The organism is Actinomadura craniellae (assembly GCF_003289645.1).
Lineage (GTDB): Bacteria > Actinomycetota > Actinomycetes > Streptosporangiales > Streptosporangiaceae > Actinomadura_D > Actinomadura_D craniellae.
Genome location: NZ_QLYX01000004.1, coordinates 123,265 through 149,963 on the forward strand (window position 1 = coordinate 123,265; position 26,699 = coordinate 149,963).

The window sequence follows — 26,699 nt, forward strand, 5'->3', positions numbered from 1 at the left end:
GCGGTTCCCGCAGGTGCGCGAACGCACCCCGGAACGCGTTCCGGAGCGAGCCCCGAACAAGCACCCGAACGAGCACCCGAACGAGCAAAGGCCGCCCCGGATCTCCGGGGCGGCCTCCGCGGTGTCGTTCAGGTCAGCCCTGGGCGATGGCCTTCTGCAGATTGACGTCGAGGGCGTGCAGGAACTCCTGCGTGGTCAGCCAGCTCTGGTCGCCGCCCACCAGCAGCGCCAGGTCCTTGGTCATCTGGCCGTTCTCCACCGTCTGGACGCAGACCTGCTCCAGCGTGTGGGCGAACGCGGTGACCGCGGGGGTGTTGTCGAGCTTGCCACGGTGGGCGAGGCCCCGGGTCCAGGCGAAGATCGACGCGATCGGGTTGGTGGAGGTCGGCTTGCCCTGCTGGTGCTGCCGGTAGTGCCGGGTGACCGTGCCGTGCGCGGCCTCGGCCTCGACGGTCTTGCCGTCCGGGGTCATCAGCACCGAGGTCATCAGGCCGAGCGAGCCGAAGCCCTGGGCCACGGTGTCGGACTGGACGTCACCGTCGTAGTTCTTCGCCGCCCAGACGAAGCCGCCCTCCCACTTGAGGGCCGCCGCGACCATGTCGTCGATCAGCCGGTGCTCGTAGGTGAGGTTCGCCGCGTCGTACTCGGCCTTGAACTCGGCCTCGAAGACCTCGGCAAACAGGTCCTTGAAGCGGCCGTCGTAGGCCTTGAGGATCGTGTTCTTGGTCGACATGTACAGGGGGAACCCGCGGTCCAGCGCGTACCGCATGGTCGCGCGGGCGAAGTCGCGGATCGAGTCGTCGAAGTTGTACATCCCCATCGCCACGCCGCCGCCGGGGAACTTCGCGATCTCGATCTCCATCGGCTCGGAGCCGTCGTCGGGCACGTAGGAGATGGTCACCGTGCCGGGGCCGGGGACCACGAAGTCGGAGGCGCGGTACTGGTCGCCGTGGGCGTGCCGGCCGATGATGATCGGCTTCGTCCAGCCCGGCACCAGCCGCGGAATCGTCGAGACCACGATGGGCTCGCGGAACACCACGCCGCCGAGGATGTTACGGATCGTTCCATTGGGAGAGCGCCACATCTTCTTGAGGCCGAACTCCTCCACCCGGGCCTCGTCGGGGGTGATCGTGGCGCATTTGACGCCGACGCCGTACTTCTTGATGGCGTTGGCCGCGTCGATGGTGACCTGGTCGTCGGTCGCGTCCCGGTGCTCGATGCCCAGGTCGTAGTACTTCAGGTCGACATCGAGGTAGGGGAGGATCAACTGGTCCTTGATGAACTGCCAGATGATCCTGGTCATCTCGTCCCCGTCGAGTTCGACGACGGGGCCCGCTACCTTGGTCTTGGGCATGGTTGTGCGTCCCTTTCCTGCACCGGCCAGCAGTCCTTCGTAAGGCTCACTGGGAGGCTATCCGAGCCCGGTAAAAGGTCTAGACCGGGCCCCGGTAGAACCAAAGATTTCCCTTATTTGCTGATGGTCCACGCCACGGTGACGATGGTGACCGCGAAGGCGACCATGGTGAGCACGTCCAGCCACTTCTTGCGGGTGGCGAGCATGCCGACCTGGCTTTCCAGCAGCACCGCCCGGGCCAGCGCGCCGAGCAGCACCGCCGCCGCGACGAGCGCGGACCCGCGCCGGAAGTGGCCGAGGCCGAACATGGTCAGCCCGGCGCCCACGCCCACCAGGACCATGACGTACGGCAACTGCCCCAGCCAGTGCGGCGCCCCGCCGCGGGACTGCGCGGCGGTTCGGCGCCGTCGCGTCAGCGTCCGGGCCGGGTCGTCGCCCTGGGCGGTCATCGGGTCGCCTCCTCGTCGTGCTCCCCGCCGGGAGGGCGGGGTTCCCCACCCGCACCGGACGGCGGATCATCACCCCCGAGTCTAGAACCCGTTCCCGCCCGATGAACCGGCGCGGGATCCCGCCGTTCGGAACAGCGCGGTCGAAAAGCACCCTCCAGGCTCCGGAATCCCTTGTGACATCGGGGCTACCCACTGGTAACAGGTGTGCGACCCACACACCCCCGGGTAACCCGGCAGACAGGGGTCGCTAACTAGCTGGGAGGACTGCCGTGGAGGGGCCGTTCATACGGATCGAAGACAGCGGGCAGGTGGTGCCGCTGCGCCCCGACGTGACGACGGTCGGAAGAGGGAAAGGAGTTGAGGTACGCCTCGATGACCCGAGTGTGTCCCGCCTGCACGCCGAGATCGTCCGGCGGGGCCCGTACGTCTACGTCGTGGACCTGGGCCTGTCACGGAACGGGACGCGTGTCAACGGCCGCCCGATCGCTCGCCGCGTACTGGAGGACGGCGACGTGATCAGCTTCGGCACCGCACGGTGCCGGCTGGGCGGCATCCCCCGAGAGGACGTCGACCCGGACGTCGAGCTGCGGCGCGCCGTCGCCCCGGAGCTCACCAGACGAGAGGTCGACGTGCTGACCTCGCTCTGCCGTCCGGCCCTCTCGGACGCCGCTTTCGTGGCCCCCGCAACGGCGCGGGACATCGCCACCGACCTGGTGGTGACCGAGGCCGCCGTCAAGCAGCACCTGCTGCGCCTGTATCAGAAGTTCCGCATCCCCGAGGGGACCAACCGGCGCACCCGGTTGGCCAACGAGGTGATCGCCATGGGGCTGGTGCGCCCGCTGCCGCCAGTGCACGTGCCCCAGCAGAACCGGGCGCCCGGCGTGGAGAACCGGCCGCCCGCGGAGGGCAGACGCCCGCCGCACGCCGCCGCGGGCCGACCCGGCACCGCCGCCGGACGACCGGCGCCCGCAGCGGGCAGACCAGGGGCCGCCGGGCGGCCGCCCGTCACCGGGGCGAGACGCCGGGCCAGCTAGGGGGCTGGTACGTGACCGTACGGTCGTCCCCGCCGGGCAGCGTTCAGGGACGGCCGTACGGTCGCATCGGCCGATCAGGCTCTCGCCTCGGCCGCCTCGACCACGTTGGCGAGCAGCATCGCGCGGGTCATGGGACCGACGCCCCCGGGGTTGGGCGCCACCCAGCCGGCCACGTCGTGGACGTCCGGGGCGACATCGCCGGTCAGCTTGCCGTCGACCCGGGACACCCCCACGTCGAGCACGGCCGCGCCCGGCTTCACCATGTCGGCCGTGACCAGCCCGGGCACCCCCGCGGCGGCCACCACGATGTCGGCGTTGCGGGTGTGCTCGGCCAGGTTCTTGGTGCCGGTGTGACAGAGCGTGACGGTCGCGTTCTCGCTGCGCCGGGTGAGCAGCAGGCCGAGCGGCCGGCCCGCCGTGACACCGCGCCCGATCACGGTGACCTCGGCGCCGCGCAGCGGGACGTCGTAGCGGCGGAGCAGCGCGACGATCCCCTTGGGGGTGCACGGCAGCGGGCCGTCCTGCATCAGCACCAGCCGGCCGAGGTTGACCGGGTGCAGGCCGTCGGCGTCCTTGTCGGGGTCGATCAGCCCCAGCACCCGCCGCTCGTCCAGCCCCTTCGGCAGTGGCAGCTGCACGATGTAACCGGTGCAGGCCGGGTCGGCGTTGAGCTCGGCCACCGCCTGCTCCACCTCGGCCTGGGTGGCGTCGGCGGGCAGGTCGCGACGGATGCTCTCGATGCCGACCTCGGCGCAGTCGCGGTGCTTCATCGCCACGTACGACCGGCTGCCGGGGTCGTCGCCGACGAGCACGGTGCCCAGCCCGACGCTCAGCCCGCGTTCCTTCAGCGCGGCCACCCGTACCGCGACATCGCGGCGGATCTCCGCCGCGGTCTCCTTGCCGTCCAGAATCCGCGCGCTCATCGGCAGGCCCTCTTCACTCGCGCTCCTCACGAACCGTTACCGGTCCATTGTCGCAGGCGGCCGGGAGGGCTCCGCCGGGACGCTCAGTCCTCGTCGGGGCGCGGACGCTGCCGCCAGGCCATCAGCCGGTCGGTGACGTGCCAGCTGCCGCGGGCGGCCAGCACGGCCGCCAGCACCGCGGCGACGACCCCGATGAGCGCCTGCGCCTGGGTCAGCATCGCGTAGGTGTGGAGGACGAGGACCATGAGCAGATCCACCACGCGGACTCCTTACGATCGATCGCGCCCATGGCAAAGAGGAGATGAGGCGCGGTTAGACCGCCGAGAGTACCAACGCCCGGGGGCGAAACCGCCCATGATCGGCAAAAACACTCAGTGGAAGAAGTGCCGGACCCCGGTGAAGTAGAGGGTGACCCCGGCCTTCTCGGCCGCGGCGATCACCTCGTCGTCACGGACCGAGCCGCCCGGCTCGACGATGGCGCGCACCCCCGCGGCGGTCAGCACCTCAAGGCCGTCGGGGAACGGGAAGAACGCGTCCGAGGCGCCGACCGAACCCACCGCCCGGTCACCGGCCCGCGAGACGGCGAGCCGGGCCGAGTCGACCCGGTTCACCTGCCCCATGCCGACCCCCACCGTGGCGCCGCCGGCGGCCAGCAGGATCGCGTTGGACTTGACCGACCGGCAGGCCCGCCAGGCGAACGCCAGGTCGCGCAGGGTGGCCTCGTCGGCGGCCGGACCGGTCTTGAGCTCCCACTCCGCCGGATCGTCACCGGGCGCATCGACCCGGTCGACGCCCTGCAGCAGCAGCCCGCCGTCGATCCGGCGGAACTCCGTGGCCCCGGACGGCCCCTCGGGGCAGCGCAGCAGCCGGATGTTCTTCTTCCGGGTGAGGATCTCCAGCGCCGCGGCGTCGAAGTCCGGCGCGATGACGACCTCGGTGAAGACGTCGGCCACCTGCCGCGCCATCTCCTCGCTCACCGGCCGGTTGACCGCGATCACGCCACCGAAGGCCGACACCGGGTCGCAGGCGTGCGCCCCGCGGTGCGCCTCGGCCACGTCGCCGCCGATCGCGATCCCGCACGGGTTGGCGTGCTTGATGATCGCCACGCAGGGCTCGGCGAAGTCGTAGGCCGCCCGGCGGGCCGCGTCGGAGTCGACGTAGTTGTTGTAGGACATCTCCTTGCCGTGCAGCTGCTCGGCACCGGCCAGCCCGCCCCGCCCGTCGGTGTACAGGGCGGCGCGCTGGTGCGGGTTCTCGCCGTACCGCAGCACGGCGGCGCGCTCCCAGGTGGCACCGAGGAAGTCCGGCCAGCCGGACTCGGCGGCGGTCTCGTCCGGCGCGTACTCGCCGGCAAACCAGGAGGCGACCGCGGTGTCGTACGCGGCGGTGTGCGCGAACGCGGCGGCGGCCAGCCGGCGGCGCTGCTCCAGGGTGAAGCCGCCCGCCCGGACGGCCTCCAGCAGCGCCCCGTACCCGGCCGGATCGACCACCACGGCCACGCTCGCGTGGTTCTTGGCGGCGGCGCGCACCATGGTGGGGCCGCCGATGTCGATCTGCTCGACGCACTCGTCGGGGGACGCCCCGGAGGCGACCGTGTCGCCGAACGGGTAGAGGTTGACCACCGCCAGGTCGAACGGCTCGACGCCCAGCTCGCCGAGCTGCCGGACGTGGTCGTCCTTACGGCGGTCGGCCAGCAGGCCCGCGTGCACCTTCGGGTGCAGGGTCTTCACCCGGCCGTCCAGGCACTCGGGGAAACCGGTCAGCTCCTCCACCGGCAGCACCGGCACCCCGGCCGCGGCGATGCGCCCGGCGGTGGAGCCGGTGGAGACGATCTCGACGCCCGCCTCGTGCAGCCCCCGGGCGAGCTCTTCCAGGCCCGCCTTGTCGTACACGCTGATCAGTGCCCGCTTGATCGCGATCCGGCTCACTGCTCGGAGCTCCCCTCGTCCGTTCGGCACGTCCTGCACTTGAGCGACACCCGGCGGCCCTTGACGGTCCAACCGTCCCGGGCCAGCCGCCCCACGACCTCGACGAGCATCCGGCGCTCGACCTGCTTGATGCGCTCGTGCAGGGAGTCCTCGTCGTCGTGCCAGCGGACCGGAACCGCCTCCTGGGCGATGACCGGGCCGGTGTCCACGCCCTCGTCGACGAAGTGGACCGTACAGCCCGTCACCTTGACCCCGTACTCCAGGGCGTTCCGCACCGCGTGCGCGCCCTGGAAGGCCGGCAACAGCGCCGGGTGGGTGTTGACCGTGCGCCCCCCGAACCGTTCGAGGAACCGCGCGCCCAGGATCTTCATGAATCCCGCGGACACCACCAGATCGGGCTCGTGCTCGGCGACCGCGGCGGTCAGCGCGACGTCCCAGTCGGCGCGGGTCGGATGGTCCGGCACCCGCTCCACGAACGTGGGCAGCCCGGCGGCACGCGCCCGGTCGAGGCCGGCGATGCCGTGGCGGTCGGCCCCCACGGCCACCACCCGGGCACCGTAGGCCGGATCGGCGCAAGCGTCGAGCAGCGCCTGTAGGTTGGTCCCCGCGCCGGAAACGAGGACGACAAGCCGGGCGGACACCATGACTCCCTGAACGACCTGGTGATGGGTATATGGACGGGGCCGGACTCCGGCCGCTCGAAAAAAGCCTATCGGCATCGTTCCCCCACGCCGACGCGCAGGGCCGACACCAGGAGGAAACGTGAACGAGGACCCGGGCGCCGGGCCGCAGACCGCTCAGCAACAGCCGGGGCCGGACGAATCCGCCAGGCGCAGCGGACTGCGGGCGCTCTGGCTCGGCCTGGGCTCGCTGCTGGGCATCTTCCTGTTCCCCCCGCTGGCGCTGCTCGCCGGGATCGCCGCGATCGTGTTCGGGATCCGGGCCCGGCGGGCCGGGAACCCGCCGGGCGCCATCGCGGGGCTGATCACCGGGGCGATCGGGCTGGTCATCTCGGCCATGGTGGTGGCGATGCTGTTCATCCTGGGGGACGAGCTCAGCGGCTACCAGAAGTGCCTGGACCGCTCGAACACCCGCACCGACCGGGAAGCCTGCCAGAAGGAGTACTTCCCCAAGTTCGAGGACAGGCTCAACCTGCCCCGGGGCAGCATGGACAAGTACGGCCCGCTGATGGGCTGACGGTTCAGTCCTCGGACTCCTCGCGCAGGACGTAGATCGCCCCGCCCTTGTTCTCGGTCCGCGCGGGCTCGTCGCTCGGCGGGGGAACGGGTTCGGGGGTCTCGTCGGCGGGTTCGGGTTCCGGCGCGGGCGCCGGTTCCGGCCCTGGGTCCTGATCCGGTGCGGGCGCGGGGGCCGGCACCGGCTCGATCCAGTCGGCGGCCGGCTCGTCCGGCCGCCGCGGCACGCTCCGGCGGGGCGGGCGGCGGGCGCCGAGGATCGGCTCCGCCTCCTCGAACTCCACTGACGCGCCCGGCTGCGGCACCGGGCGGCGCGGCGTGTCCGGGCGCGCCGCCGGCGGGGCCGGCCTGTCGGCCCGTCCTCCGGCGGGCGCCGCCGGGGGCCGGGGCGCGCGGCGCCACCGGCGCCGGCCCCCGCCCGCCGTCCGGCCCGCGGTACGTCCGGCCGGGGCACCGGCCCCCTCGGCCGGGACGGCGGCGGCCATCTCGGCGGGGTCGGGCGCGGCGGGCGCCCCGGCCCGGGCACGGCGCCACCGGCGGCGCGGCCGGGGCTCTTTCCCCGAGGTGCGCAGCATCCGCCAGTTGGCCACCCAGGCGGCGATCGCCGCGGAGACCCCGACCTCCAGGGCCGCCAGCAACCCGACCTGCCAGGCCGACGGCCCCATGGTGGCCAGCCGGCCGCCGCCCAGCGGCCCGCCCGACAGCGCGGCCAGCACCGCGGTGACGCAACCGGTCAGCGCCCCCGACACGAAGCCCCACAGCGGCGCGGCCTCGTACACCGGGCTGGGCAGGGCGCGGACGGTCAGCACCCCGCCGACGGCCCCGGCCACGAACGGCGCGGCGAGCGCGAACAGCGAGAGGGCGGGAGCCGGGCCGGTCTCCGGCAGCGCGGCCAGCGGCGGGAAGGACGGCACCACGTCGAGGATCACCCCGGTCGGCGAGACGCTGGTCGCCGACCCGACCGCGAAGCCGGGTCCGATCGCGTACGCCATCCCCCAGATCACCGCGTTGGGCAGGAAGACGATCTCCACGAGGAGCAGCAACGGGCCGCCGACGAGGCCGGGGGCCAGCGCGTCGTACAGCGTCCGGGCCTCGGCGAAGTTCATCGCCAGCGCCGCGCCGACGAGCAGCGCGCCGGAGGCCAGCAGCACCGCGGTCGAGGCCGCCACGCCGGTGGCCAGCGAGCGCGGCCGGTCGGGCAGCAGCCGCAGCAGCGCGCCCAGCCCGGAGCGGACCCGGGGCCCCCGGGCCGCCACCACCGCCCGGGCCGCGCCCAGCGCGCCCGCGCAGACCGCCAGCACGAAGCACGCGAACAGCGCCTGCCAGGCCGACGGCCGCACCACCGACGTGCTCGCCGCCAGGGCCAGCGCCCCGGCCAGCAGCGCGTACGGGGCGGCGAGGGCGACGGCGACGCGCATCACCATGGCCCGGGGCGGGCGGCGCGGCTCGATGGACCTGATCATCCAGCCGCCGCTGCGGTAGAGCAGCGCCCCCGGCAGCACCATCAGGCCGATCGGCAGCAGCCCGACCCGGCCGTCCTGCAACGAGAAGCCCGCGTGGTGGGCGACCAGCCAGAAGTTGACCGCGGTGCGGAATACCCCGGCCAGCCCGGGGCCCAGCGCGGCCCGCGGGGCGGCGATCCAGCCGATCAGGGTGATGGTGGTGAGGACGGCGAGCCCGATCCCGACGCACCAGGACGCGCCCACCAGGCCCGTCACCGCGAGCGGCCGCGGCCCGGCGGCCGGGACGGCCGGTTCCTCGGCCCGTCGCCTGGGAGTCGCTTCGGTCATCCGCCCATGCTGGCAGCCGGGACGGGACGGGACGGGGCGCCGCGTCCGGCGTGTCGCCCTTCGCCCCGTGATGTTCGTCAACGCACGCCGGGCGGGCCGCCTCGGCGAGGCGGCCCGCCCGGGCCCGTGCGTCCGCGGTCAGCGGGACATGATCTCCCGCATCAGGCGGGCGGTCTCGCTGGGGGTCTTGCCGACGCGCACGCCGACCTTCTCCAGGGCCTCCTTCTTGGCCTGCGCGGTGCCGGCGGAACCCGACACGATCGCGCCGGCGTGGCCCATGGTCTTGCCCTCGGGCGCGGTGAACCCGGCGACGTAGCCGACGACCGGCTTGGTCACGTGCTGCTCGATGTAGGCCGCGGCCCGCTCCTCGGCGTCGCCGCCGATCTCACCGATCATCACGATCGCGTCGGTCTCCGGGTCGTCCTGGAACGCCTGGAGCGCGTCGATGTGGGTGGTCCCGATGACCGGGTCACCGCCGATGCCGACGCAGGTGGAGAAGCCGATGTCGCGCAGCTCGTACATCATCTGGTACGTCAGCGTGCCCGACTTGGAGACCAGGCCGATCCGGCCCGGCGTGGTGATGTCGGCCGGGATGATGCCCGCGTTGGACTTGCCCGGCGAGGCGATGCCGGGGCAGTTCGGCCCGATGATCCGGGTCGCGTTGCCCTTGGCGGTGGCGTACGCCCAGAAGTAGGCCGTGTCGTGCACCGGGATGCCCTCGGTGATCACCACGCACAGGTCGATCGCGGCGTCGATCGCCTCGACCACGGCGTCCTTGGTGAACTTCGGCGGCACGAACACCACCGACACGTCGGCGCCGGTCGCGGCCATCGCCTCGGCGACGGTGCCGAACACCGGCAGCTCGGTGCCGTCGAAGTCGACGCTCTGCCCGGCCTTGCGGGCGTTCACCCCGCCGACCACGTTCGTGCCGGCCCGCAGCATGCGGGCGGTGTGCTTGGAGCCTTCGGAGCCGGTCATCCCCTGGACGATGACCTTGCTGTTCTCGGTCAACCAGATGGCCATTGTCATGCACCTACCGCGAGCTCGGCGGCCCGCTTGGCCGCGTCATCCATAGTGTCGACCCGCTCGACGCCCGGAAGGGCGGCGTCGGACAGAATCTGGCGGCCGAGCTCGGCGTTGTTGCCGTCCAGCCGGACCACGAGCGGCCGGTCGACGGTCTCGCCGCGGTCGGCGAGCAGCTTGTACGCCGAGACGATGCCGTTGGCGACCGCGTCACAGGCGGTGATGCCACCGAAGACGTTGACGAAGACGCTCTTGACCGAGGGATCGGAGAGCACGATCTCCAGGCCGTTGGCCATCACCTCGGCGGAGGCGCCGCCCCCGATGTCGAGGAAGTTGGCCGGCCGCTGCCCGCCGAACTGCTCGCCCGCGTACGCGACGACGTCCAGCGTCGACATCACCAGGCCCGCGCCGTTGCCGATGATGCCGACCGTGCCGTCGAGCTTGACGTAGTTGAGGTCCTTGGCCTTGGCCGCGGCCTCCAGCGGGTCGGCGGACGCCGCGTCCTCCAGCGCCGCGTGGTCGGGCTGCCGGAACTCGGCGTTGCCGTCGAGGGTGACCTTGCCGTCGAGCGCCTTGACCTGGCCGTCGGCGGTCAGGATCAGCGGGTTGACCTCGACCAGGGTGGCGTCCTCGTCGGTGAAGACGGCCCACAGCCGCTCGACCAGCTCGGCGGCGCCGTCCAGCGCCTCGGCGGGCAGGTGCCCCTGCTCGGCGATCTCGCGGGCCTTGGCCCGGTCGACGCCGGTCTGCGCGTCGATCGGCACCATGGCGACGCGGTCGGGCGTGGTGGCCGCGACCTCCTCGATGTCCATGCCGCCCTCGACGGAGCAGATGGACAGGGAGGTGCGGTTGGCACGGTCGAGCAGGAAGGAGAAGTAGTACTCCTGCGCGATCGCGCTGGCCTCCTCGACGAGGACCTTGTGGACCGTGTGGCCCTTGATGTCCATGCCGAGGATCTGGGTGGCCTTCTCCTCCGCGTCGGCGGGGGAGTCGGCGAGCTTCACGCCGCCGGCCTTGCCGCGGCCACCGGTCTTCACCTGAGCCTTCACCACCACCCGGGAGACCCCGGCGGCGGCGAACTCCTCGGCGATGGCCCGGGCCTCCGCGGGGGTGTGGGCGACCTTGCCGGTGGGCACCGGTATCCCGTATTCGGCGAAGAGTTCCTTCGCCTGATGTTCGAACAGGTCCACGAGGCGTCCTTAACGGATCGACAGCCGATGACCGCTCCCGGTGGCCGCGCCGTCCTCAGGCCAGCCGGACCACCCGGCGGTCCGCTCCGAGCAGGCAGCCTAGTCAACCCCCACCCTTGCCCGGGCGCGCGGGGCCCGTTCGGGCATGAACCGAGCAATGGAAATACCACTCAATCTGGTTAATAGCTGAGTTGACTGGCTAAAGCGGCGGGGTGGTCAAGGTGGTGCGAGTGACCAGACGCACAATCGCGTCCGTCATCCTGGTCGCCCTCGTCGCCGTGCTCGGTGCCGGCGCCCCGCGGGGAGCCGCCGCCCCGGACGACGAGCGCGCCTGGCTGGCGGCGGGCCGGATCCCGGGCGCCGGAACCCCGCACCGCGCCATGGCGGAACGGGCGCTGCTGGACCTGCGGCTGCTCACCCGGCCGGACGGGGCCGCCCTCGCGTCCTGGCGGAAGGAGTGGCGATACGTCTGGCCGCGCGACGCCGCGTTCGCCGCGGTGGCGTTCCAGGCCGCGGAGCACCCCCGGGAGGCCGGCCTGATCCTGGACTTCCTGGCCCGCGTGCAACCGGCCGACGGCCGGTGGGCGGCCCGGTACCGCGAGGACGGCTCCCCCGTCGAGGACGGCCGGCCACCCCAGGGGGACGCCCCCGGCTGGCCGCTGTGGGCCGCCTGGCTCCAGCACCGCGCCGGCCCGCCGGACGCCGACCGGTGGCGGATGGTGCAACGGGCCGCCGACCGGCTGGCCGGGTCGCTGGACCGCGCGGGACTGCCGCCGCCGTCCTCGGACTACTGGGAGCGGAAACCCCGCACCGAGCAGGAGCCGGACCTGCCGACGCTCGGGGTGGCGGCACCCGCGCTGCTGGGGCTGCGGTCGGCCGCGGCGCTCGCCCGCGAGACCGGGCGGCCGGTGCCGGCCCGGCGCTGGCAGGCCGCGGCCTGCCGGCTCGCGGCGGCGATCGACCGGCGGTTCGCGCCGCACGGCTACCCCCGCTCCCCCGTACCGGGCGGGCGGATGGACACCTCGGTGACGTTCCTGGCCCCGCCGTACGCGCCGCGGGACGAGCGGGTGACCGCCGCGGTCGAGCGGGCCGCCCGGCGGCTGGCACTGCCCAACGGGGGCGTGCTCCCGGGCGAGCGGTGGGCCGGGGACCGGAAGACCGCCTGGACCCCGGAGATGGGCCTGTTCGCGCTGGCCGCAGCGGCCGGCGGCCAGCCCGCGGTGGCCGGCGCCCGGCTCGACTGGCTCTCGGCGCACCGCACCCCCCAGGGGAGCCTCCCGGAGAAGGTCGACGCCCGGGGCCGCCCGCGGTCCGTCGCGCCCCTGGGCTGGACGGCCGCCCTGGTCGTCCTCACCCTCGCGGAGGCCGAGCGCCCGCTGCCGGTACCGTCCGCCCGGTGCGCCCGCTGAGCCGGAACGGGACCGCCCGCGCCGACCTCATATCAGCCCGCCTGCCCCGGGCGTTGATCTGGCACCGCACGGTGTCGTCGTCCGCGCCGACCTCGGATCAGACCCGCCGGCGGGCGCCTGCCCGGATCAGCCCTGTTCGGAACCGGCCGCGGCGGCCAGGGACTCGACGGCGGCGCGCTCCAGTGCGGGGAGCGCGAACGCCGTCCGGGTGAGGGCCGCGTGGTCCGTCCCGGGGTCGCGGGCGAGGGCGGCGAGCGCGCTCCAGGCGGCGGCGCAGGCGGCGTAGGCGTCGGCCGCCGCCGCGAAGGGGCGGTCGCCGGTCAGCCGGGCGACGTCGCGGCAGAAGTCCGCCTGCAGGCGGCGGAACATGCCGCCGCCGGTGCCGGCCTTCTCGATGAAGACGGGGAGGGCCGCCCGGGCGGCGGCCAGTTCCCCTGGGTCGAGTGCGTCCGGCCAGGCCGCGACGTCGGCCGCGAAGACCTCGACTCCGGACAGGCCCGTGCCCAGCAGCGTTTCCCCGGGCGGCGGCGGGAGCGCCCCGGTCGTCTGGTCGCCCCGCAGGCCGGCCACGCCGGCGGCGGCCGCGTCGCGGGCCGCGGGCAGCAGGTCGGGCAGCGCGGCCGGGAACCCCATCGGGTAGGTGGCGTGCCGGTTGGGGCCGCCGAAACCGTGGGAGTCGCGGGCCTTCGCCAGCGCGGCCAGCGGCACGCGCTGGACGTCCGCGCGGTCGTTGTCCACCACCCAGGCGGCCTCGTCGTCGTAACCGATCACCACGATGTCGTGCCGGGCGTTGGACAGCCTGACCCGCAGGTAGGGCAGGTCCGCGATGTCGGCCCAGACCATGACCGGCCGGCCCGCGTCCAGTTGCCCGGTGACCCACCGCCAGCCCTCGGCCGGGTCGTCCGTCTGGTCGCGCCGGGTCGCGATGCCGAGCCGGTCGCAGAACCGCAGCTCCAGGTCGGGTCCGCGGCCGACGAAGAACGGGTTCGCCCCGGTCCGGACGTAGGTGAACGCCAGGTCGCCGCCGAGTCCGAACACCAGGCCCTCGTCCGGCGGGCCGTCCCAGCCGAGCCCGGCCCACTCCATCAGGTCCCGCAACGCCCCGGAGCCGCAGTGCCCGCCCAGCCGGTGCGGGTAGTCCTCGATCTTCACCACCGCCCCAGTTGACCAGAATCCGGTTCGGCCCGCCAGCGGGGTCCCCCGGAGGGGACCCCGCGGCGATCAGGGCGTCGGGCTCCAGCCCGGCATCGGGTGACCGGCGAGGAACTCGCGGATCTCGGCGGCGACGGCCGCCAGGACCGCCTCGTCCCGGTGCGCCGCGAGCGCCCGGTCGAGCCAGGCGGCGATCCGGGGCATGTCCGCCGGGGCCAGGCCCCGGGTGGTGATCGCGGCGGTGCCGATCCGCAGGCCGGACGGGTCGAAGGGCGTGCGCGGGTCGAACGGCACGGTGTTGTGGTTCAGCTCGATCCCGGCCCGGTCCAGGGCCTGCGCGGCGGGACGCCCCGGCACCCCCTTCCCGGTGAGGTCGATCAGGATCAGGTGGTTGTCGGTACCGCCGGACACCAGGTCGAACCCGCGGTCCAGCAGCGCCCCGGCCAGCGCCCGCGCGTTGGCCACCACCCGGTGGGCGTAGCCGGCGAACTCCGGCGCAGCGGCCTCGTGCAGGGCCACCGCGATGGCCGCCGTGGTGTGGTCGTGCGGGCCACCCTGCAGGCCCGGGAAGACCGCCTTGTCGATCGCCGCCGCGTGCTCGGCGGTGGACATCACCATGGCGCCGCGCGGGCCGCGCAGGGTCTTGTGCGTGGTGGTGGAGATCACATCGGCATGGCCCACCGGCGAGGGATGCGCGCCCCCCGCGACCAGGCCCGCGATGTGCGCGATGTCGGCGGCCAGCACCGCGCCGACCTCCCGGGCGATCTCGGCGAACGCGGCGAAGTCGATCGTGCGCGGGACCGCGGTGCCGCCACACCAGATCAACCTGGGCCGCTCCTTGCGGGCCAGGTCGCGGACCTCGTCGAGGTCGATCCGGCCGTCCCCGGCACGCACCCCGTACCGCACCGCGTGGAACCAGCGGCCGGTCGCCGACACCGGCCAGCCGTGGGTGAGGTGCCCGCCCATCGGCAGCGACATGCCCAGCACCGTGTCGCCGGGGTTCAGGAACGCCAGGTAGACGGCCAGGTTGGCGGGAGAGCCGGAATAGGGCTGCACGTTGGCGTGCTCGACGCCGAACAGCCGCCGGGCCCGCTCCACCGCCAGCGTCTCGACCAGGTCCACGTTCTGCTGGCCCTCGTAGTACCGGCGCCCCGGGTAACCCTCGGAGTACTTGTTGGTCAGGACGGACCCGGTGGCCTCCAGAACCGCCGGGGAGACGTAGTTCTCCGAGGCGATCAGCCGGACCTTCTCGAACTGGCGCCGGGCCTCGGCCTCGACGAGCCGGGCGATCTCGGGATCGGAGCCGTGCAGGCTGGACAGTGCCGGTCGGTGCATCGCGACCTCCGCGGTGTGCCGGGCTCGGGCGGCCCGGTGAACGGGCCGACACCCAGGCGCGCGGTGTGCGGACGGATTCGCTTCCCGGTGGTGAACTCCACCTCGACTAGCGCCAGTCGCGTCCCCCCACGCTACCCGCCCGGTCTCGGCCTCGCACGGGGGATTCAGCGCTTCCGGGTGCGGGCCCGCGCCTGGGATTCAGAGCTTCTCGACCGAGGCGTAGCGCAGGACGAGGGTCTTGAGGCCGTACTCGCCGCCGAAGTCGATGCTGGCCTTCTCGCCCGCGTCGTAGACCGACACGACCGTGCCGAGGCCGAAGGAGTCGTGGGTGACCTTGTCGCCCGCGGCCAGCGCGGGCACCGGACGGTTGCCCGGGGAGCGCACGCCCGGCCGGGACGCCATCGAGGCCAGCGCCGGGGCGGCGGTGGTGGACGCCGCCGACCGCTCCCAGCTGACCAGCCGGTCGGGGACCTCGCCCAGGAACCGCGACTGCGGGTTGACCTGCGGCGCCCCCCACGAGCTGCGCATCGCGGCCCGGGTGACGTACAGCCGCTGCCGGGCCCGGGTGATGCCCACGTACGCCAGCCGGCGCTCCTCCTCCAGCTCCTTGGGGTTGCTCATCGCGCGCAGGTGCGGGAAGACCCCGTCCTCCATGCCGGTGAGGAAGACCACCGGGAACTCCAGGCCCTTGGCGGTGTGCAGGGTCATCAGCGTGACCACGCCCTGCTCGCTCTCGGGGGCGCGCTCGCCCGGCGGCACCGGGCCGCCCCGGGCGCCGGGGATGGAGTCGGCGTCGGCGACCAGCGAGATCTGCTCCAGGAACTCCACCAGCCGGCCCTCGGCCGGCTCGCCGTCGAGCCGCAACTCGAACTCGCGGGCCACGGCCTCCAGCTCGCGCAGGTTCTCGATGCGGGTCTCGTCCTGCGGGTCCTTGGACGCCTCCAGCTCGGCCAGGTACCCGGACCGGGTCAGGACCGCCTCGACCAGGTCGGCCGGGGTCAGGGTCTCGGCCCGCGCGCGCAGGTCGTCGAGCAGCGCCACGAACTCGCGGATGGAGTTCAGCGACCGGGTGGCCAGGCCGGGCACCTCGCCGGGCTCGCGGAGCGCCTGCCAGAACGAGACGCGATCGCGGGCCGCGTGGGCCTCCACGCACGCCTCGGCCCGGTCGCCGATGCCGCGCTTGGGCACGTTGAGGATGCGCCGCAGCGACACGGTGTCTTCCGGGTTGGCCAGCACCCGCAGGTAGGCCAGCAGGTCGCGGACCTCCTTGCGTTCGTAGAACCGCACCCCGCCGACGACCTTGTAGGGCAGCCCGACCCGGATGAAGACCTCTTCGAAGACCCGGGACTGGGCGTTGGTGCGGTAGAAGACCGCCACGTCGCCGGGCACCACGTCACCCGTGTCGGTGAGCCGGTCGACCTCCTGGGCCACGAACGCGGCCTCGTCGTGCTCGTTGTCGGCGACATAGCCGGTGATCTTCTCGCCCTCGCCCTGGTCGGACCAGAGCCGCTTGGGCTTGCGGCCGGCGTTGCGCTCGATCACCGCGTTGGCCGCCGACAGGATGGTCTGGGTGGAGCGGTAGTTCTGCTCCAGCAGGATCGTGGTGGCCTGCGGGTAGTCGCGCTCGAACTCCAGGATGTTGCGGATCGTGGCGCCCCGGAACGCGTAGATCGACTGGTCGGCGTCGCCCACCACGCACAGCTCCGCGGGGTCCAGGCCCTCGACGGGCAGGGTGAGCTCGCGGATCAGCTCGTACTGGGCGTGGTTGGTGTCCTGGTACTCGTCGACCAGGACGTGCCGGAACCGGCGCCGGTAGTGCTCGGCCGCCTCGGGGAAGATCTGCAGCACGTTGACCGTGGTCATGATCAGGTCGTCGAAGTCCATCGCGCCGGCCTGCCGCAGCCGGGCCTGGTACATCGTGTACGCCTCGGCGAGCGTCTGCTCCATGTGCGTGGACGCCCGCTCCTTGAACGTCTCGTAGTCGATGAGCTCGTTCTTGAGGTTGCTCACCTGGGCCGAGAACGCCTTGGGCGGGTAGCGCTTGGGATCGAGGTCGAGCTCCCGGCAGACCAGCGCCATCAGCCGCTGCGCGTCGGCCTGATCGTAGATCGAGAAGCTGGACGGAAAGCCCAGTCGGGACGCCTCCCGGCGCAGGATGCGCACGCAGGCCGAGTGGAACGTCATCACCCACATGACCCGCGACCGGGGGCCGACCAGCGCGTCTACCCGCTCCTTCATCTCCCCCGCGGCCTTGTTGGTGAAGGTGATCGCCAGGATCTGGCCGGGGTGCACGTCGCGGTCGCCCAGCAGGTGGGCGATGCGGTGCGTGAGGACTCGGGTCTTGCCCGATCCGGCGCCCGCCACGATGAGCAGCGGGCCGCCCGCGTGGACGACGGCGGCGCGCTGCGGCGGGTTGAGACCGTCGAGCAGTGGGTGCGTGGGAGACATCAGGGCGAGTCTACGGCCGCCCACCGACACCCGGGCCCGCACCGCGGGATCCGGGCGGGCCGCGTCCCCCGCGCGGGGGACGCGGTCAGGAATCGCGGCGGCGGGACCGGGACAGCACCCGGACCAGGCCGACCACACCGATGCCGATCACCGCGGTGGGAGCGAGGATTCCCGGCTCCACGACGTTCTCCTCGGTGAGGCCGGTGGCGAGGAAGATCCCGCCCATGGCCAGGAAGTACACGCCCGCGGCCAGCGCCCCGGGGTCGAACCGGTGCCTACGCACGACGGACCTCCACGTTCCCGAGCTTGCCGCGGACGTGCAGCTCGATCACCGGCGGGTCGGCGACCGGCCGTCCTTCGGGTTCGAGCACTCCCTCAAACCGGGCTTTCGGGCCGCTGACCACGCGTTTCTCCACTTCCAGATCGCCCAGCCCCGCCCGCAGGTCGGCCTCCACCCGGGCCCCGGGCGGCAGCGTGACGATCAGCTCGCCGGCCGTCAGCTCGGCCTGGACCCGGACCCGCTGGCCCGGCCGCAGCGGCAGCGCGGTGAGGTCCAGCCGGGCGGCGCCCAGCGCCAGCCGGTAGGTGGGTTCGAGTTTCGTGGCGTCCACCGGCCGCCACTCGACCTCGCCCACCCGGCCGCCGTGCTCGACGCCGGCGGCCGCCGCCGAGGTCACCAGCCCCAGCGAGAGCACCGTGCCGACGGCGACCAGCCCGGTGCTCCGCCCGTACAGGGTGGCGACCACCAGCCCCAGCCCGACGACGAGCAGGCCGGTGGCGGTGATGATCTGCCCCGACGCGAGGCCGGCGTACCCGGAGGCCACCGGGACCACCGCGGCGGCCGCGATCATCGCCAGCAGCAGCGTGACGGGGGCGAGCACCGATTTCGGCTTGGGCGGCACGGGTTTCGGGGGCTGCGGGGGCTTCAGGGGCTGGTCGGGCTTCCCCAGCGAGATCCCGAGGGCGATCCCAGAGTTCCCGCCGGGCTCGCCGAGCCGGGCCAGGTCGATCATGCCGGGCGGCAGCGGCGGGGACGCCTTCTCCTCCGTGGCCGCCGCGCCGGACGCGGGCGGGTGCCCCCGCACCCAGTCCGGCAGCGTCCAGCCCGAGGGCGCCGCCTTCCCGGTGGCGGGGACGGGCGGGTGCCCCTGCAACCGCTCGGGCAGCGTCCGGGCCACCTCCCGCAGGTCGACCCCGCGGGCGTGCGCGACCAGCAGCGCCACCGTGAACACCGTGATCGCGGTCAGCACGTTGCCCGACAGGCCGAGCCCCAGCAGGCCGCTGCCGGTGAGGCCCAGCAGCGCCCCGAAGGCGAGCAGGCCGCCCAGGACCACGAGCACTCCCCCGGCGTCGAAGCGGCGCCGCAGCACCTGCTCGGCCGGCGAGTCGCCGCCGGACGCCGGCGGCATCATCAGCGCCGCGACCACGTACAGCGGCACGCCCAGCCCGCCCATGATGCACAGCAGCGCGAACCCGACCCGGTACACCACCGGGTCGATCCCCGTGTACCGGCCCAGCCCGCCGCACACGCCGACGATCATGCGCCCCTCTTTGACCCGGGGCAGCCGGTGGTACTGGTCCGGCCCGGTTCCGGTCTGCTCTTTCATGGCCACAATCCTGGACCTCCCCGGATGGCCGGGACATCCGGGACGCCCCTGATTCGTCCCCGACCCGCCCTCAGGGTCCGGGCCGGAGACGCCGCCCTCTCGGCCCAGGCAGGGGCCGGGCGACGTCCCTGAGGTGGGAGACCAGGGTTGATCCCTGATGCGCGGTTTGCTGGGACGTGTGACGATCTGAGGGTTATGACGACGTCCGCTCCTTCTTCCGCGCCCCGGCTCGACCGGCGGGCCGACGGCCGGCTGCTGGCCGGGGTCTGCCGCGGGCTGGCCGACCACCTCGGCCTGGACGTGGTGGTCGTCCGGCTGGTCTTCGTGGTGCTGGTGGTGAGCGGCTGGGCCGGCATCGCCGCGTACTGCGCGTTCTGGCTGCTGGTGCCCCGGCGGGAGGAGCCTGCCGGGCGGCGCGACTGGGGCCAGACGCTGGCCTACCTGGCGGTGACGCTGGGTCTGGCCTACCTGTCCTGGGGCAACCAGGCGACGAGCGCCGCGGTCCTGCCGCTGCTGGTGGTCGGCGCGGGGGCGGCGATCCTTTGGCAGCAGGCCGACGGCGACCGGCGGCAGCGCTGGGTGCGCACCACCACCGGCCCGCTGCGCCGGATGTGGCTGCGCAGCCTGTTCGGGCTGGCGCTGGTGGTCTGCGGGATCGGCGGCTTCCTGGTGCAGCAGGTCGACACCGCCCAGGCCCGCGAGGTGCTGATCGCCACGGGCGTGATCCTGAGCGGGGTGGCGATGATCGCCACCCCGTGGCTGCTCCGGCTCTGGCAGGACCTGGAGAGCGAGCGGCACGAGCGGATCCGCTCCCAGGAGCGCGCCGAGCTGGCCGCGCACATCCACGACTCGGTACTGCACACGCTGACGCTGATCCAGCGCAGCGCACACGACCCCCGTGAGGTGCAGCGGCTGGCCCGCTCCCAGGAGCGCACCCTGCGCAACTGGCTCTACCAGCCCCGGTCCGACCCCGACCAGACCCTCGCCGCCGCCGTCCGGGAGGCGGCCGGGGAGGTGGAGGACGACCACGGGGTGGCGATCGAGGTGGTGTGCGTGGGCGACTGCCCGCTGGACGAGCGGCTCGGCGCGATGCTCCAGGCCACCCGGGAAGCCATGGTCAACGCGGCGAAATACGCCGGGACCGGGGCTGTCTCGGTGTACGCGGAGGTCGAGGGCGACCCGGGCGGCGAGCAGGTCACGATCTTCGTCCGGGACCGGGGCGCGGGCTTCGACCTCGACGCCGTCCCGGACGACCGGATGGGCGTCCGGGGGTCCATCATCGGGCGGATGGAACGCCACGGCGGCACGGCGACCGTCCGGACGTCCCCGGGCGAAGGCACCGAAGTCCGGCTGGAGATGAAAAAGTGACCGGGTGGGAGGCCGCCGCGCACCGGCGGCCGCGAACCGCGAGCGGAGTGCGCCGATGACGAGGATCGTGCTGGTCGACGACCACCAGATGTTCCGGACCGGGGTGAAGGCCGAACTCGGCACCGACATCGAGGTGGTCGGCGAGGCCGGCGACGTGGACGAGGCCGTCTCGGTGATCACGGCGGCGAAGCCCGAGGTGGTGCTGCTGGACGTGCACCTGCCGGGCGGCGGCGGCATCGAGGTGCTGCGCCGGCTGCACGGCACGGTCCCGGCCCGGTTCCTGGCGCTGTCGGTGTCGGACGCCGCCGAGGACGTGATCGGCGTCGTCCGCGGCGGCGCGCGCGGCTACGTCACCAAGACGATCTCCGGCCCGGAGCTGACCGACGCGATCGGCCGGGTCGCCGAGGGCGACGCGGTCTTCTCCCCCCGGCTGGCCGGTTTCGTGCTGGACGCGTTCGCCGCCTCCGACCTCCCCGCCGCCGACTCCGAACTGGACCAGCTCACCGCCCGCGAGCGCGAGGTGCTGCGGCTGATCGCCCGCGGCTACGCCTACAAGGAGATCGCCAAGGAACTGTTCATCTCCGTCAAGACCGTCGAGACCCACGTCTCATCCGTCCTGCGCAAGCTCCAGCTCTCCAACCGCCACGAACTCTCCCGCTGGGCCGCCGCCCGCCGCCTCGTCTGACCCGGTCAGGGCGCGGAGTAGGCCGGGCAGTCGGGGCCGCAGGTGGTGGAGTGGGCGGCCACGCCGGTGGCCAGCCTGGTGAGCACCCGGGTGAAGAGCCGGCGGATCAGCGGGGCGGTGCCGGGGATCAGCGGCTCGACCCGGCCCTGCCAGCGGACGAGCGTGCCGCCGCCGTCCCGTGACTCCAGGCGCACGTCGGCCCGGTACTCCCGGACGGGCAGCCCGCGCAGCAGCCGGTACGCGTAGTGCCGGGGCGGGTCGTAGGCCACGACCTCCTCGCGGGCCGGCCAGATGGCCCGGACCGCGCCGACCCCGTCGGGCTCGCCGACACCGGGGCGTTCCCGCCGGGCCTTGCCGGGGAGGCGCCCCCACACGTTCCACGCCTCGGCCACCGCCACGTGCCGGAAGATCGCTTCGGGGGAGGCCGTCGAGGTCGCGGTCGCTTCGATCGATATCGGCATCGTCGAACCGTACGGGCGGCGGTGCGGGCGCCACTACGTCGAGTCGTGACAAAAAACCCGGCGAGGTCGCCGCGGGCGCGGCAGATCTGGCGGTGGGCCACCAGGCTCGACCCCGACGGCCACGAACCGCGGGCGCCCCTGGTCAGGGTTCGCGGCGGGCGTGCAGGCTGATCGCGTAGGCGGGGCCCGGGTTGACGAGCTGGTGGGGGTGGGCACCGCCGTGCACCCGGACCCGGTTGGCGCGCAACGCCCGCTCGGTCACCCCGTCGGCGGTGATCGCGACCTCGGTCAGCTCCCCCGCGACCACCATGGTCACCCCGGTGGAGGCATGGTCGTGGACGCCGGTGCGGTGGCCGGGCGGCCAGGTGGTCAGCCACAGCTCCACCCCGCCGGCCCGCTCGACCAGCACCCGGCCGGTCCGGTCGGGCTCGAACCGGGCCAGCCGCCACCAGTCGGCGGGCCGTCCGGCCAGCCGCCCGACGCGGGCGGCGAGCTGCCCGACGGTGGGCGGGCGCGGGGTCAGGGTGCGGGCGTGCGGGTCGTCCTGGCCACGCATGGTGATGTCGGGAAAGACGTCGATGTCCACGGAGAAAGTCCTCGGTCTGCGGCTGTCGTCGGAACGCTGGAAACGGGTCAGCGACAACAACACGCAGGACACAGCGCGGCGGCCACGGGACGACCCGGGCGGCTGAGGTGGGAGACGCGCGCTGGCATGCCGACAAGGACACACGTGTCACTCTCCGTTGTCAAGTCGAACGGCTGATTTCGGCGCCAGACGATCGCGCCGGATTCACCATCCGGTCACGTTCCGGGCAAGCCGCGTACTGCCGGGAGCTGAAACATGCGCCGAGTACGTGGCATTTGATCAAGGGAGTGACCATGGCGCTCGACCGGCGCGACTTCTTGCGGACCGGGCTCGCCGCCGGGGGCGGCGCCGCCCTCCTCGGCGTGGCCGAACCGGCCCTCGCGGCGCCTGCGCTGCTGCGCCGGGACCGGCCGGCCATCACCCACGGTGTGCAGAGCGGTGACGTGACCGCGACCGAGGCGGTGGTGTGGGCGCGCGCCGACCGGCCGGCCCGGATGTACGTCGACGTGAGCCACCGCCCCGACTTCCGCGGCGCCCGGACGGTCCGCGGCCCGCTGCTGACCCCGGGCACCGACCTGACCGGCAAGGCCCTGCTGCGCGGGCTGCCGCCGGGCCAGGACGTCCACTACCGGGTCCGGCTGGCCGGCCTCGACCGGTCGTGGGTGGAGTCCGCCCCCGTCGCGGGCTCGTTCGGCACGGCGCCCCGGGACCGGCGGGACGTGAGCCTGGTCTGGGGCGGCGACCTGGCCGGGCAGGGCTGGGGCATCAACCCGGACCTGGGCGGTTACCGGATCTTCAACGCGATGGCCGCCGTCCGCCCCGACTTCTTCCTGTGCAGCGGCGACTGGGTGTACGCGGACGGGCCGCTGACCCCGACCGTGGCGCTGCCGGACGGCCGCACCTGGCGCAACCTGGTGATCCCGGAGAAGGAGAAGGTCGCCGAGACGCTGGCCGAGTACCGCGGCCAGTTCCGGTACAACCTGCAGGACGCCGCGCTGCGCGCGTTCAACGCCCGGGTGCCGATGATCTACCAGTGGGACGACCACGAGGTCACCAACAACTGGTACCCCGGCGAGATCCTGGAGGACGCCCGGTACACCGAGAAGCGGGTGGACGTGCTGACCGCGCGGGCCCGCCAGGCGCTGCACGAGTACAACCCGATCCGCGGCGACCGGATCTACCGGAAGATCTCCTACGGGCCCTCGCTGGACGTCTTCGTGCTCGACATGCGCACCCACAAGAACCCCAACACCGCGAACCGCGAGCCGGACTCCCGCTCCGGGGTGCTGGGCGCCGAGCAGCTCGCCTGGCTGAAGCGGGAGCTGCGCCGGTCGGACGCGACCTGGAAGGTGATGGCCGCCGACCTGCCGATCGGCCTCATCGTGCCGGACGGGACCGCCCAGGAGGGCATCGCCCAGGGCGACGGCGGGGCGCCGCTGGGCCGGGAGCGGGAGATCGCGGACCTGCTCTCCTACGCCCGGCGGCACGACGTCGAGAACATGGTGTGGCTGACCGCCGACGTGCACTACACGGCGGCGCACTACTACGACCCGAACAAGGCGGCCTTCTCCGACTTCGACCCGTTCTGGGAGTTCGTCGCGGGCCCGCTGAACGCCGGGGCCTTCGGCCCGAACCAGCTGGAGTCCACGTTCGGCCCCCAGCTGCGCTTCCAGGCGGCTCCGCCGCGGGCGAACACCTCCCCGGCCGAGGGGTTCCAGTTCTTCGGCCAGGTCTCGATCGACGGGCGTAGCCGGGAGCTGACCGTCCACCTGCGCGACCTGGACGGGAAGTCGCTCTACAGCACCACCCTGCGCCCCCGGCGCTGATCTCGCCGCGGGCGTCCCCTGATACGGCTCGGGGACGCCCGCGGCCTCTTTTCGGTCGCCCCTTCCCGGGGAAGCCCTCTGGTCAGGTACGGCGTTACGCCCGTAGGGTCGCAAAGACCATTTACCGGATGGAGGGGGCGCTCATGGAGTTCGATCATGAATTCACCGTTCCGGTACCGGTGGAGCGCGCCTGGCCGGTCCTGCTGGACGCGGAACACCTGACGGCCAGCGTGCCCGGGGCGGTCCCCGGCTCGGGCGAGGACTCCGCCCGGCTCAAGGTCCGGCTCGGCACGACGACCATCACCTACCGGGGTACCGCACGGATCGCGGCGGCCGACGCCGGCACGCGCACCGTCACGATCGAGGCCACCGGCCGGGAGGCCCGGGGCTCCGGCACCGCGAGCGTCACCGTCCAGATCCGGCTGCACGAGGCCGGCGACGCCACCCGGGTCGTCCTGCACGCCAAGCTCAACGTCACGGGGCGCCCCACCCAACTCGACCGCGAGGTCCTCACCGACTCGGCCGCCCGGCTGCTGGGCCGTTTCGCCAAGGCCCTCGCCACGGCGCTGGAGTCGGCCCCCCGCCCCGCTCCCACGCCCATCCGAGGCGTCGTCGACCCCGCTGCCGAGAAGCCGGGCGAGCCCGCCCCGCGAGACGTCCTGGACCAGAACGTCACCGACCGCACCGCCGGACCGCCCGCCGAAGACCACCGGTCCTCCGACCGGCCCTCCGGCCAGGACTCCCTGGGCCAGCAGCCCGCCGCGCAGGGCCTCGCCGCTGCACCGGAGCCAACCGCCGAACAGCGGGAAACCCCCGCAGCCGCAGCCGAACCCCCGCACGGCGCGAACCAGCCGGCCGGCCCCGAAGACCGCCCCGCCACGGACCAGCCGCCGACCACCCCAGGCCCCTCACCCGAGCCCCGGGCCGCCGCGGACCAGCCGCCCGAGCCCGCGGACCGGACCGCCGCGGACCAGCCACCGGCCCCCGCCGACCGCGCACCCGAACCCCGGAACACCGAGGTCCCGCCGACCGAACCCGAAAGCCACGCCGCGGACCGGCCGCCGGCTACCGCCGACCGCGCACCCGAACCCCGGCACGCCAAGGCTCCGCCGACCGAACCCGAAAGCCGCACCGCGGACCGGCCACCCGCAGCCGAGCCCCGGGACGTCGTGGACCAGCAGCGAGCCGCGGCCGAGCCACCGGCCGAGCCCGCCGCCCAGAACGCCGCGGACCGGGGAACGAGCACCGCCCGGCAGCCGATCGACCCCGAGCCACAGGGCGTCGTGGACCAGCAGGGCGCCGCCGAGGCCGCTCTCACCGCACGGGACGCCGAAGACGGAGAGGAACCCGCGGAGAAGGTGTCGGCGGTCGCCAAACGCACCGCCCCGCTGGTGGCGGGCGTCGCGGCCCTGCTCACCGTCCGCTACCTGTTCCGCCGCCGCAGGGGCCGCCACCACCGCTGAGCCACCCACGGCCCCGCCCTGAGCGCCGCCGGGCTCCCCGCCCCCACCGCACCGGGCGGGCGGGCAACCACCGCCCGTGCTCCTTCAGCATCCAGTGCGCTATGGCACACCACAAGCTGAAGGATCTGTGAGTTGTGGTTGCCGTCTCTGGTGATCCTTCAGCTTTCGAGGCGCCATGGCGCACCGAATCCTGAAGGATCACGCGCCGAAGGCAAAGGGCAGGACGGCCTTTCAGCATTTGGTGTGTTACTGCGCCGCCTAAGACCGAAGAACTGTGGATGGAATATCCGAATTGAGGGCCCTTCGTCTTTTTAGGAGGGCTGGACTCTGTAGGGTTATACGGGTAGTTCAGGTGGCTTTCAGGCAGGTCGAGTGGGTGGCGGTCAGCCCTGGCGGACGACTGCGTATGCGCCGAGACTGAAGGCCAGCACGGCCACGGCGAGCATGAACAACGGTGCCATATAGGCCACCGTGCCGAGGACGATCAACGTGCCGCCGCGGCGGGCGAGCCGCCGGCGGAATCCGGGACGAGCCAACGGATCCGCCTCCCTTCTCGAGTTTCCCGTTTGGGTGATTCCCCCCAAATCGGCTGGACAAGGCCACGCCGCTCCGTCGGATCGGCAAAGCCCTGGGCCAGCCCCCGAGCGTCGATCATCACCGAGCGTGGCGGGCTGCTACCTTCCGCGAGTCGGCGGCGAGAGGGGGCGGGGACGTGGACACTGCCGAGCTGCGACGGATCTCCGGGGTTCAGGACACCAGCCGGTGGTACCGGGAACGCCGGTCGGTCCTCGCTCGGGAACTGCGCGGGCTGGGCGGACCGGGGCACGCGATCGACATCGGTCCGGCGGGCTGCCGCACGGGCCGGACGCTACTCGACCGCGGTTGGGCGGTGATGGCCGTGGATGAGTCCGCGGACGCGGTGGAACTCGCCCTCGCCCAGGGTGTCGAGGCCTGTCAGGGCGACGCCCGCCACCTGCCGTTCCCCGAGGCCGACTTCGACCTCGCGGTGGCCTTCGACGTGCTGGCGCGCGTCGAGGACGACCGGGCCGCCGCCGCGGAGATCACCCGGGTACTGCGGCCGGGCGGAACCGCACTGATCTGCGTACCCTGCGACCCGGGCCTGTGGTCGGTGGAGGACCTGCTGCTGGGCCACGTCCGCCGGTACACCCGCCCGGAACTCGCCGACCTGCTGACCGGCGCCGGGCTGCTGACCGACCGGATGTGGAGCTGGAACATCCTGCTCCGCCCCTGGCTGCGGCGGTCCCGGCACCGGCCCACCGGGCACGTCCTCGCGGAGCCGGGCAGGTTCACCGACCTGCTGCACCGGGCCACCCTGGCGGCCGAACGCCGACTGCCGATCAAGGACCGCCCCGGCGCCGCGCTGTTCGCCCGCGCCCACCGCCCCATACCGTGAGCACCGCTCTCCGCCGGGGCTCACCGACCTGATGACCGGCCCCCGCCCACCGGGCATG

Annotated in this window: 25 protein-coding genes and 1 riboswitch; of the genes, 8 read left to right on the plus strand and 17 right to left on the minus strand. The window is 73.5% G+C overall.

All coding sequences use genetic code 11. The features are described from left to right. Window positions 1–133: 133 nt before the first annotated feature. Both DPM19_RS10055 and DPM19_RS10060 read right to left on the minus strand, forming a co-directional pair. Window positions 134–1,354: an NADP-dependent isocitrate dehydrogenase gene (locus tag DPM19_RS10055; RefSeq protein WP_111865357.1), complete on the minus strand. Its 1,221-nt coding sequence runs from the start codon at window positions 1,352–1,354 to the stop codon at window positions 134–136. Window positions 1,355–1,467: 113 nt separating this feature from the next. After that, window positions 1,468–1,803 carry a DUF3017 domain-containing protein gene (locus DPM19_RS10060; protein ID WP_111865359.1) on the minus strand — a complete coding sequence of 112 codons (336 nt, stop codon included), beginning with the start codon at window positions 1,801–1,803 and terminating at the stop codon, window positions 1,468–1,470. Window positions 1,804–2,132: 329 nt separating this feature from the next. Here DPM19_RS10060 and DPM19_RS10065 point away from each other — a divergent pair, with 329 nt between their 5' ends. Then, window positions 2,133–2,837 carry an FHA domain-containing protein gene (locus tag DPM19_RS10065; protein WP_233510053.1) on the plus strand — a complete coding sequence of 235 codons (705 nt, stop codon included), beginning with the start codon at window positions 2,133–2,135 and terminating at the stop codon, window positions 2,835–2,837. Between the two features lie 74 nt (window positions 2,838–2,911). Here the strand turns inward: DPM19_RS10065 and DPM19_RS10070 are convergent, their stop codons facing one another. From DPM19_RS10070 to purN, 4 genes are all read right to left on the minus strand, one after another. Next, the gene (locus DPM19_RS10070; protein WP_111865364.1) at window positions 2,912–3,760 is read right to left on the minus strand and encodes a bifunctional methylenetetrahydrofolate dehydrogenase/methenyltetrahydrofolate cyclohydrolase; all 849 of its coding nucleotides are present in this window, start codon (window positions 3,758–3,760) and stop codon (window positions 2,912–2,914) included. Between the two features lie 83 nt (window positions 3,761–3,843). After that, window positions 3,844–4,020 (minus strand): hypothetical protein, encoded by a 177-nt coding sequence (locus DPM19_RS35195; RefSeq protein ID WP_158566748.1) that lies wholly within the window; start codon window positions 4,018–4,020, stop codon window positions 3,844–3,846. A gap of 111 nt (window positions 4,021–4,131) precedes the next feature. Continuing rightward, a complete protein-coding gene (gene purH / locus DPM19_RS10075) occupies window positions 4,132–5,688 on the minus strand; it encodes a bifunctional phosphoribosylaminoimidazolecarboxamide formyltransferase/IMP cyclohydrolase (RefSeq protein ID WP_111865367.1) in 1,557 nt (518 codons plus the stop codon). After that, on the minus strand, window positions 5,685–6,329 hold the full coding sequence (gene purN / locus DPM19_RS10080) for a phosphoribosylglycinamide formyltransferase (RefSeq protein WP_233510021.1): 645 nt from the start codon (window positions 6,327–6,329) through the stop codon (window positions 5,685–5,687). The genes purH and purN overlap by 4 nt, the downstream gene beginning before the upstream one ends. 121 nt (window positions 6,330–6,450) lie before the next feature. On the opposite strand from purN, the gene DPM19_RS10085 reads away from it, so the two are divergent. Continuing rightward, the gene (locus DPM19_RS10085) at window positions 6,451–6,885 is read left to right on the plus strand and encodes a DUF4190 domain-containing protein (protein WP_111865373.1); all 435 of its coding nucleotides are present in this window, start codon (window positions 6,451–6,453) and stop codon (window positions 6,883–6,885) included. A gap of 4 nt (window positions 6,886–6,889) precedes the next feature. On the opposite strand, the gene DPM19_RS10095 is transcribed toward DPM19_RS10085, so the two are convergent. From DPM19_RS10095 to sucC, 3 genes are all read right to left on the minus strand, one after another. Further along, window positions 6,890–8,674, minus strand: coding sequence for a cell division protein PerM (locus tag DPM19_RS10095; protein ID WP_233510022.1), 1,785 nt, complete (start codon window positions 8,672–8,674; stop codon window positions 6,890–6,892). A 138-nt stretch (window positions 8,675–8,812) separates the two neighbouring features. Next, the gene (gene sucD, locus DPM19_RS10100) at window positions 8,813–9,697 is read right to left on the minus strand and encodes a succinate--CoA ligase subunit alpha (RefSeq protein WP_111865375.1); all 885 of its coding nucleotides are present in this window, start codon (window positions 9,695–9,697) and stop codon (window positions 8,813–8,815) included. 2 nt (window positions 9,698–9,699) lie between these two features. Beyond that, window positions 9,700–10,887: an ADP-forming succinate--CoA ligase subunit beta gene (gene sucC, locus DPM19_RS10105; RefSeq protein WP_111865378.1), complete on the minus strand. Its 1,188-nt coding sequence runs from the start codon at window positions 10,885–10,887 to the stop codon at window positions 9,700–9,702. A gap of 230 nt (window positions 10,888–11,117) precedes the next feature. On the opposite strand from sucC, the gene DPM19_RS10110 reads away from it, so the two are divergent. Then, window positions 11,118–12,296, plus strand: coding sequence for a glycoside hydrolase family 15 protein (locus tag DPM19_RS10110; protein ID WP_146778803.1), 1,179 nt, complete (start codon window positions 11,118–11,120; stop codon window positions 12,294–12,296). A 126-nt stretch (window positions 12,297–12,422) separates the two neighbouring features. Here the strand turns inward: DPM19_RS10110 and DPM19_RS10115 are convergent, their stop codons facing one another. The 5 genes from DPM19_RS10115 to DPM19_RS10135 form a co-directional block, all read right to left on the minus strand. After that, a complete protein-coding gene (locus DPM19_RS10115; RefSeq protein ID WP_233510023.1) occupies window positions 12,423–13,451 on the minus strand; it encodes a BtrH N-terminal domain-containing protein in 1,029 nt (342 codons plus the stop codon). A 66-nt stretch (window positions 13,452–13,517) separates the two neighbouring features. Beyond that, window positions 13,518–14,783 carry a serine hydroxymethyltransferase gene (locus tag DPM19_RS10120; protein ID WP_111865383.1) on the minus strand — a complete coding sequence of 422 codons (1,266 nt, stop codon included), beginning with the start codon at window positions 14,781–14,783 and terminating at the stop codon, window positions 13,518–13,520. A gap of 43 nt (window positions 14,784–14,826) precedes the next feature. Beyond that, a riboswitch (ZMP/ZTP riboswitch) is annotated at window positions 14,827–14,913 on the minus strand. Window positions 14,914–14,981: 68 nt separating this feature from the next. Next, entirely contained in the window at window positions 14,982–17,231 is a 2,250-nt protein-coding gene (pcrA, locus tag DPM19_RS10125) for a DNA helicase PcrA (RefSeq protein WP_199484974.1), read from the minus strand. Between the two features lie 85 nt (window positions 17,232–17,316). Then, a complete protein-coding gene (locus tag DPM19_RS10130; RefSeq protein WP_111865386.1) occupies window positions 17,317–17,514 on the minus strand; it encodes a hypothetical protein in 198 nt (65 codons plus the stop codon). Then, window positions 17,507–18,838, minus strand: a complete 1,332-nt coding sequence (locus DPM19_RS10135) for a PspC domain-containing protein (RefSeq protein WP_111865389.1) — start codon at window positions 18,836–18,838, stop codon at window positions 17,507–17,509. The genes DPM19_RS10130 and DPM19_RS10135 overlap by 8 nt, the downstream gene beginning before the upstream one ends. Window positions 18,839–19,033: 195 nt before the next feature. Here DPM19_RS10135 and DPM19_RS10140 point away from each other — a divergent pair, with 195 nt between their 5' ends. Both DPM19_RS10140 and DPM19_RS10145 read left to right on the plus strand, forming a co-directional pair. Then, window positions 19,034–20,206 (plus strand): ATP-binding protein, encoded by a 1,173-nt coding sequence (locus DPM19_RS10140; RefSeq protein WP_111865391.1) that lies wholly within the window; start codon window positions 19,034–19,036, stop codon window positions 20,204–20,206. A gap of 55 nt (window positions 20,207–20,261) precedes the next feature. Next, the gene (locus tag DPM19_RS10145; protein ID WP_111865394.1) at window positions 20,262–20,891 is read left to right on the plus strand and encodes a LuxR C-terminal-related transcriptional regulator; all 630 of its coding nucleotides are present in this window, start codon (window positions 20,262–20,264) and stop codon (window positions 20,889–20,891) included. 5 nt (window positions 20,892–20,896) lie between these two features. Here the strand turns inward: DPM19_RS10145 and DPM19_RS10150 are convergent, their stop codons facing one another. Together DPM19_RS10150 and DPM19_RS10155 are read right to left on the minus strand one after the other, a co-directional pair. Continuing rightward, on the minus strand, window positions 20,897–21,352 hold the full coding sequence (locus DPM19_RS10150; RefSeq protein WP_111865396.1) for an SRPBCC family protein: 456 nt from the start codon (window positions 21,350–21,352) through the stop codon (window positions 20,897–20,899). Window positions 21,353–21,494: 142 nt separating this feature from the next. Beyond that, window positions 21,495–21,938 carry a cysteine dioxygenase gene (locus DPM19_RS10155; RefSeq protein WP_111865399.1) on the minus strand — a complete coding sequence of 148 codons (444 nt, stop codon included), beginning with the start codon at window positions 21,936–21,938 and terminating at the stop codon, window positions 21,495–21,497. 293 nt (window positions 21,939–22,231) lie between these two features. On the opposite strand from DPM19_RS10155, the gene DPM19_RS10160 reads away from it, so the two are divergent. After that, on the plus strand, window positions 22,232–23,764 hold the full coding sequence (locus DPM19_RS10160) for an alkaline phosphatase D family protein (protein WP_111865401.1): 1,533 nt from the start codon (window positions 22,232–22,234) through the stop codon (window positions 23,762–23,764). A 143-nt stretch (window positions 23,765–23,907) separates the two neighbouring features. Continuing rightward, window positions 23,908–25,227 carry an SRPBCC domain-containing protein gene (locus DPM19_RS10165; RefSeq protein ID WP_158566749.1) on the plus strand — a complete coding sequence of 440 codons (1,320 nt, stop codon included), beginning with the start codon at window positions 23,908–23,910 and terminating at the stop codon, window positions 25,225–25,227. A 383-nt stretch (window positions 25,228–25,610) separates the two neighbouring features. Here DPM19_RS10165 and DPM19_RS35200 read toward each other — a convergent pair whose 3' ends face one another. Then, entirely contained in the window at window positions 25,611–25,763 is a 153-nt protein-coding gene (locus DPM19_RS35200) for a hypothetical protein (protein WP_158566750.1), read from the minus strand. A 176-nt stretch (window positions 25,764–25,939) separates the two neighbouring features. On the opposite strand from DPM19_RS35200, the gene DPM19_RS10170 reads away from it, so the two are divergent. Beyond that, window positions 25,940–26,641, plus strand: coding sequence for a class I SAM-dependent methyltransferase (locus DPM19_RS10170; protein WP_111865407.1), 702 nt, complete (start codon window positions 25,940–25,942; stop codon window positions 26,639–26,641). The last annotated feature ends 58 nt before the right edge of the window (window positions 26,642–26,699 follow it).

Coding starts and splice junctions, on each gene's coding strand:
- DPM19_RS10055 (WP_111865357.1), bottom strand. CDS start 1,354: ATGCCCAAGACCAAGGTAGCGGGCCCCGTCGTCGAACTCGACGGGGAC.
- DPM19_RS10060 (WP_111865359.1), bottom strand. CDS start 1,803: ATGACCGCCCAGGGCGACGACCCGGCCCGGACGCTGACGCGACGGCGC.
- DPM19_RS10070 (WP_111865364.1), bottom strand. CDS start 3,760: ATGAGCGCGCGGATTCTGGACGGCAAGGAGACCGCGGCGGAGATCCGC.
- DPM19_RS10095 (WP_233510022.1), bottom strand. CDS start 8,674: ATGACCGAAGCGACTCCCAGGCGACGGGCCGAGGAACCGGCCGTCCCG.
- sucD (WP_111865375.1), bottom strand. CDS start 9,697: ATGGCCATCTGGTTGACCGAGAACAGCAAGGTCATCGTCCAGGGGATG.
- DPM19_RS10120 (WP_111865383.1), bottom strand. CDS start 14,783: ATGCACCGACCGGCACTGTCCAGCCTGCACGGCTCCGATCCCGAGATC.
- pcrA (WP_199484974.1), bottom strand. CDS start 17,231: ATGTCTCCCACGCACCCACTGCTCGACGGTCTCAACCCGCCGCAGCGC.
- DPM19_RS10135 (WP_111865389.1), bottom strand. CDS start 18,838: ATGAAAGAGCAGACCGGAACCGGGCCGGACCAGTACCACCGGCTGCCC.
- DPM19_RS10140 (WP_111865391.1), top strand. CDS start 19,034: ATGACGACGTCCGCTCCTTCTTCCGCGCCCCGGCTCGACCGGCGGGCC.
- DPM19_RS10145 (WP_111865394.1), top strand. CDS start 20,262: ATGACGAGGATCGTGCTGGTCGACGACCACCAGATGTTCCGGACCGGG.
- DPM19_RS10150 (WP_111865396.1), bottom strand. CDS start 21,352: ATGCCGATATCGATCGAAGCGACCGCGACCTCGACGGCCTCCCCCGAA.
- DPM19_RS10160 (WP_111865401.1), top strand. CDS start 22,232: ATGGCGCTCGACCGGCGCGACTTCTTGCGGACCGGGCTCGCCGCCGGG.
- DPM19_RS10165 (WP_158566749.1), top strand. CDS start 23,908: ATGGAGTTCGATCATGAATTCACCGTTCCGGTACCGGTGGAGCGCGCC.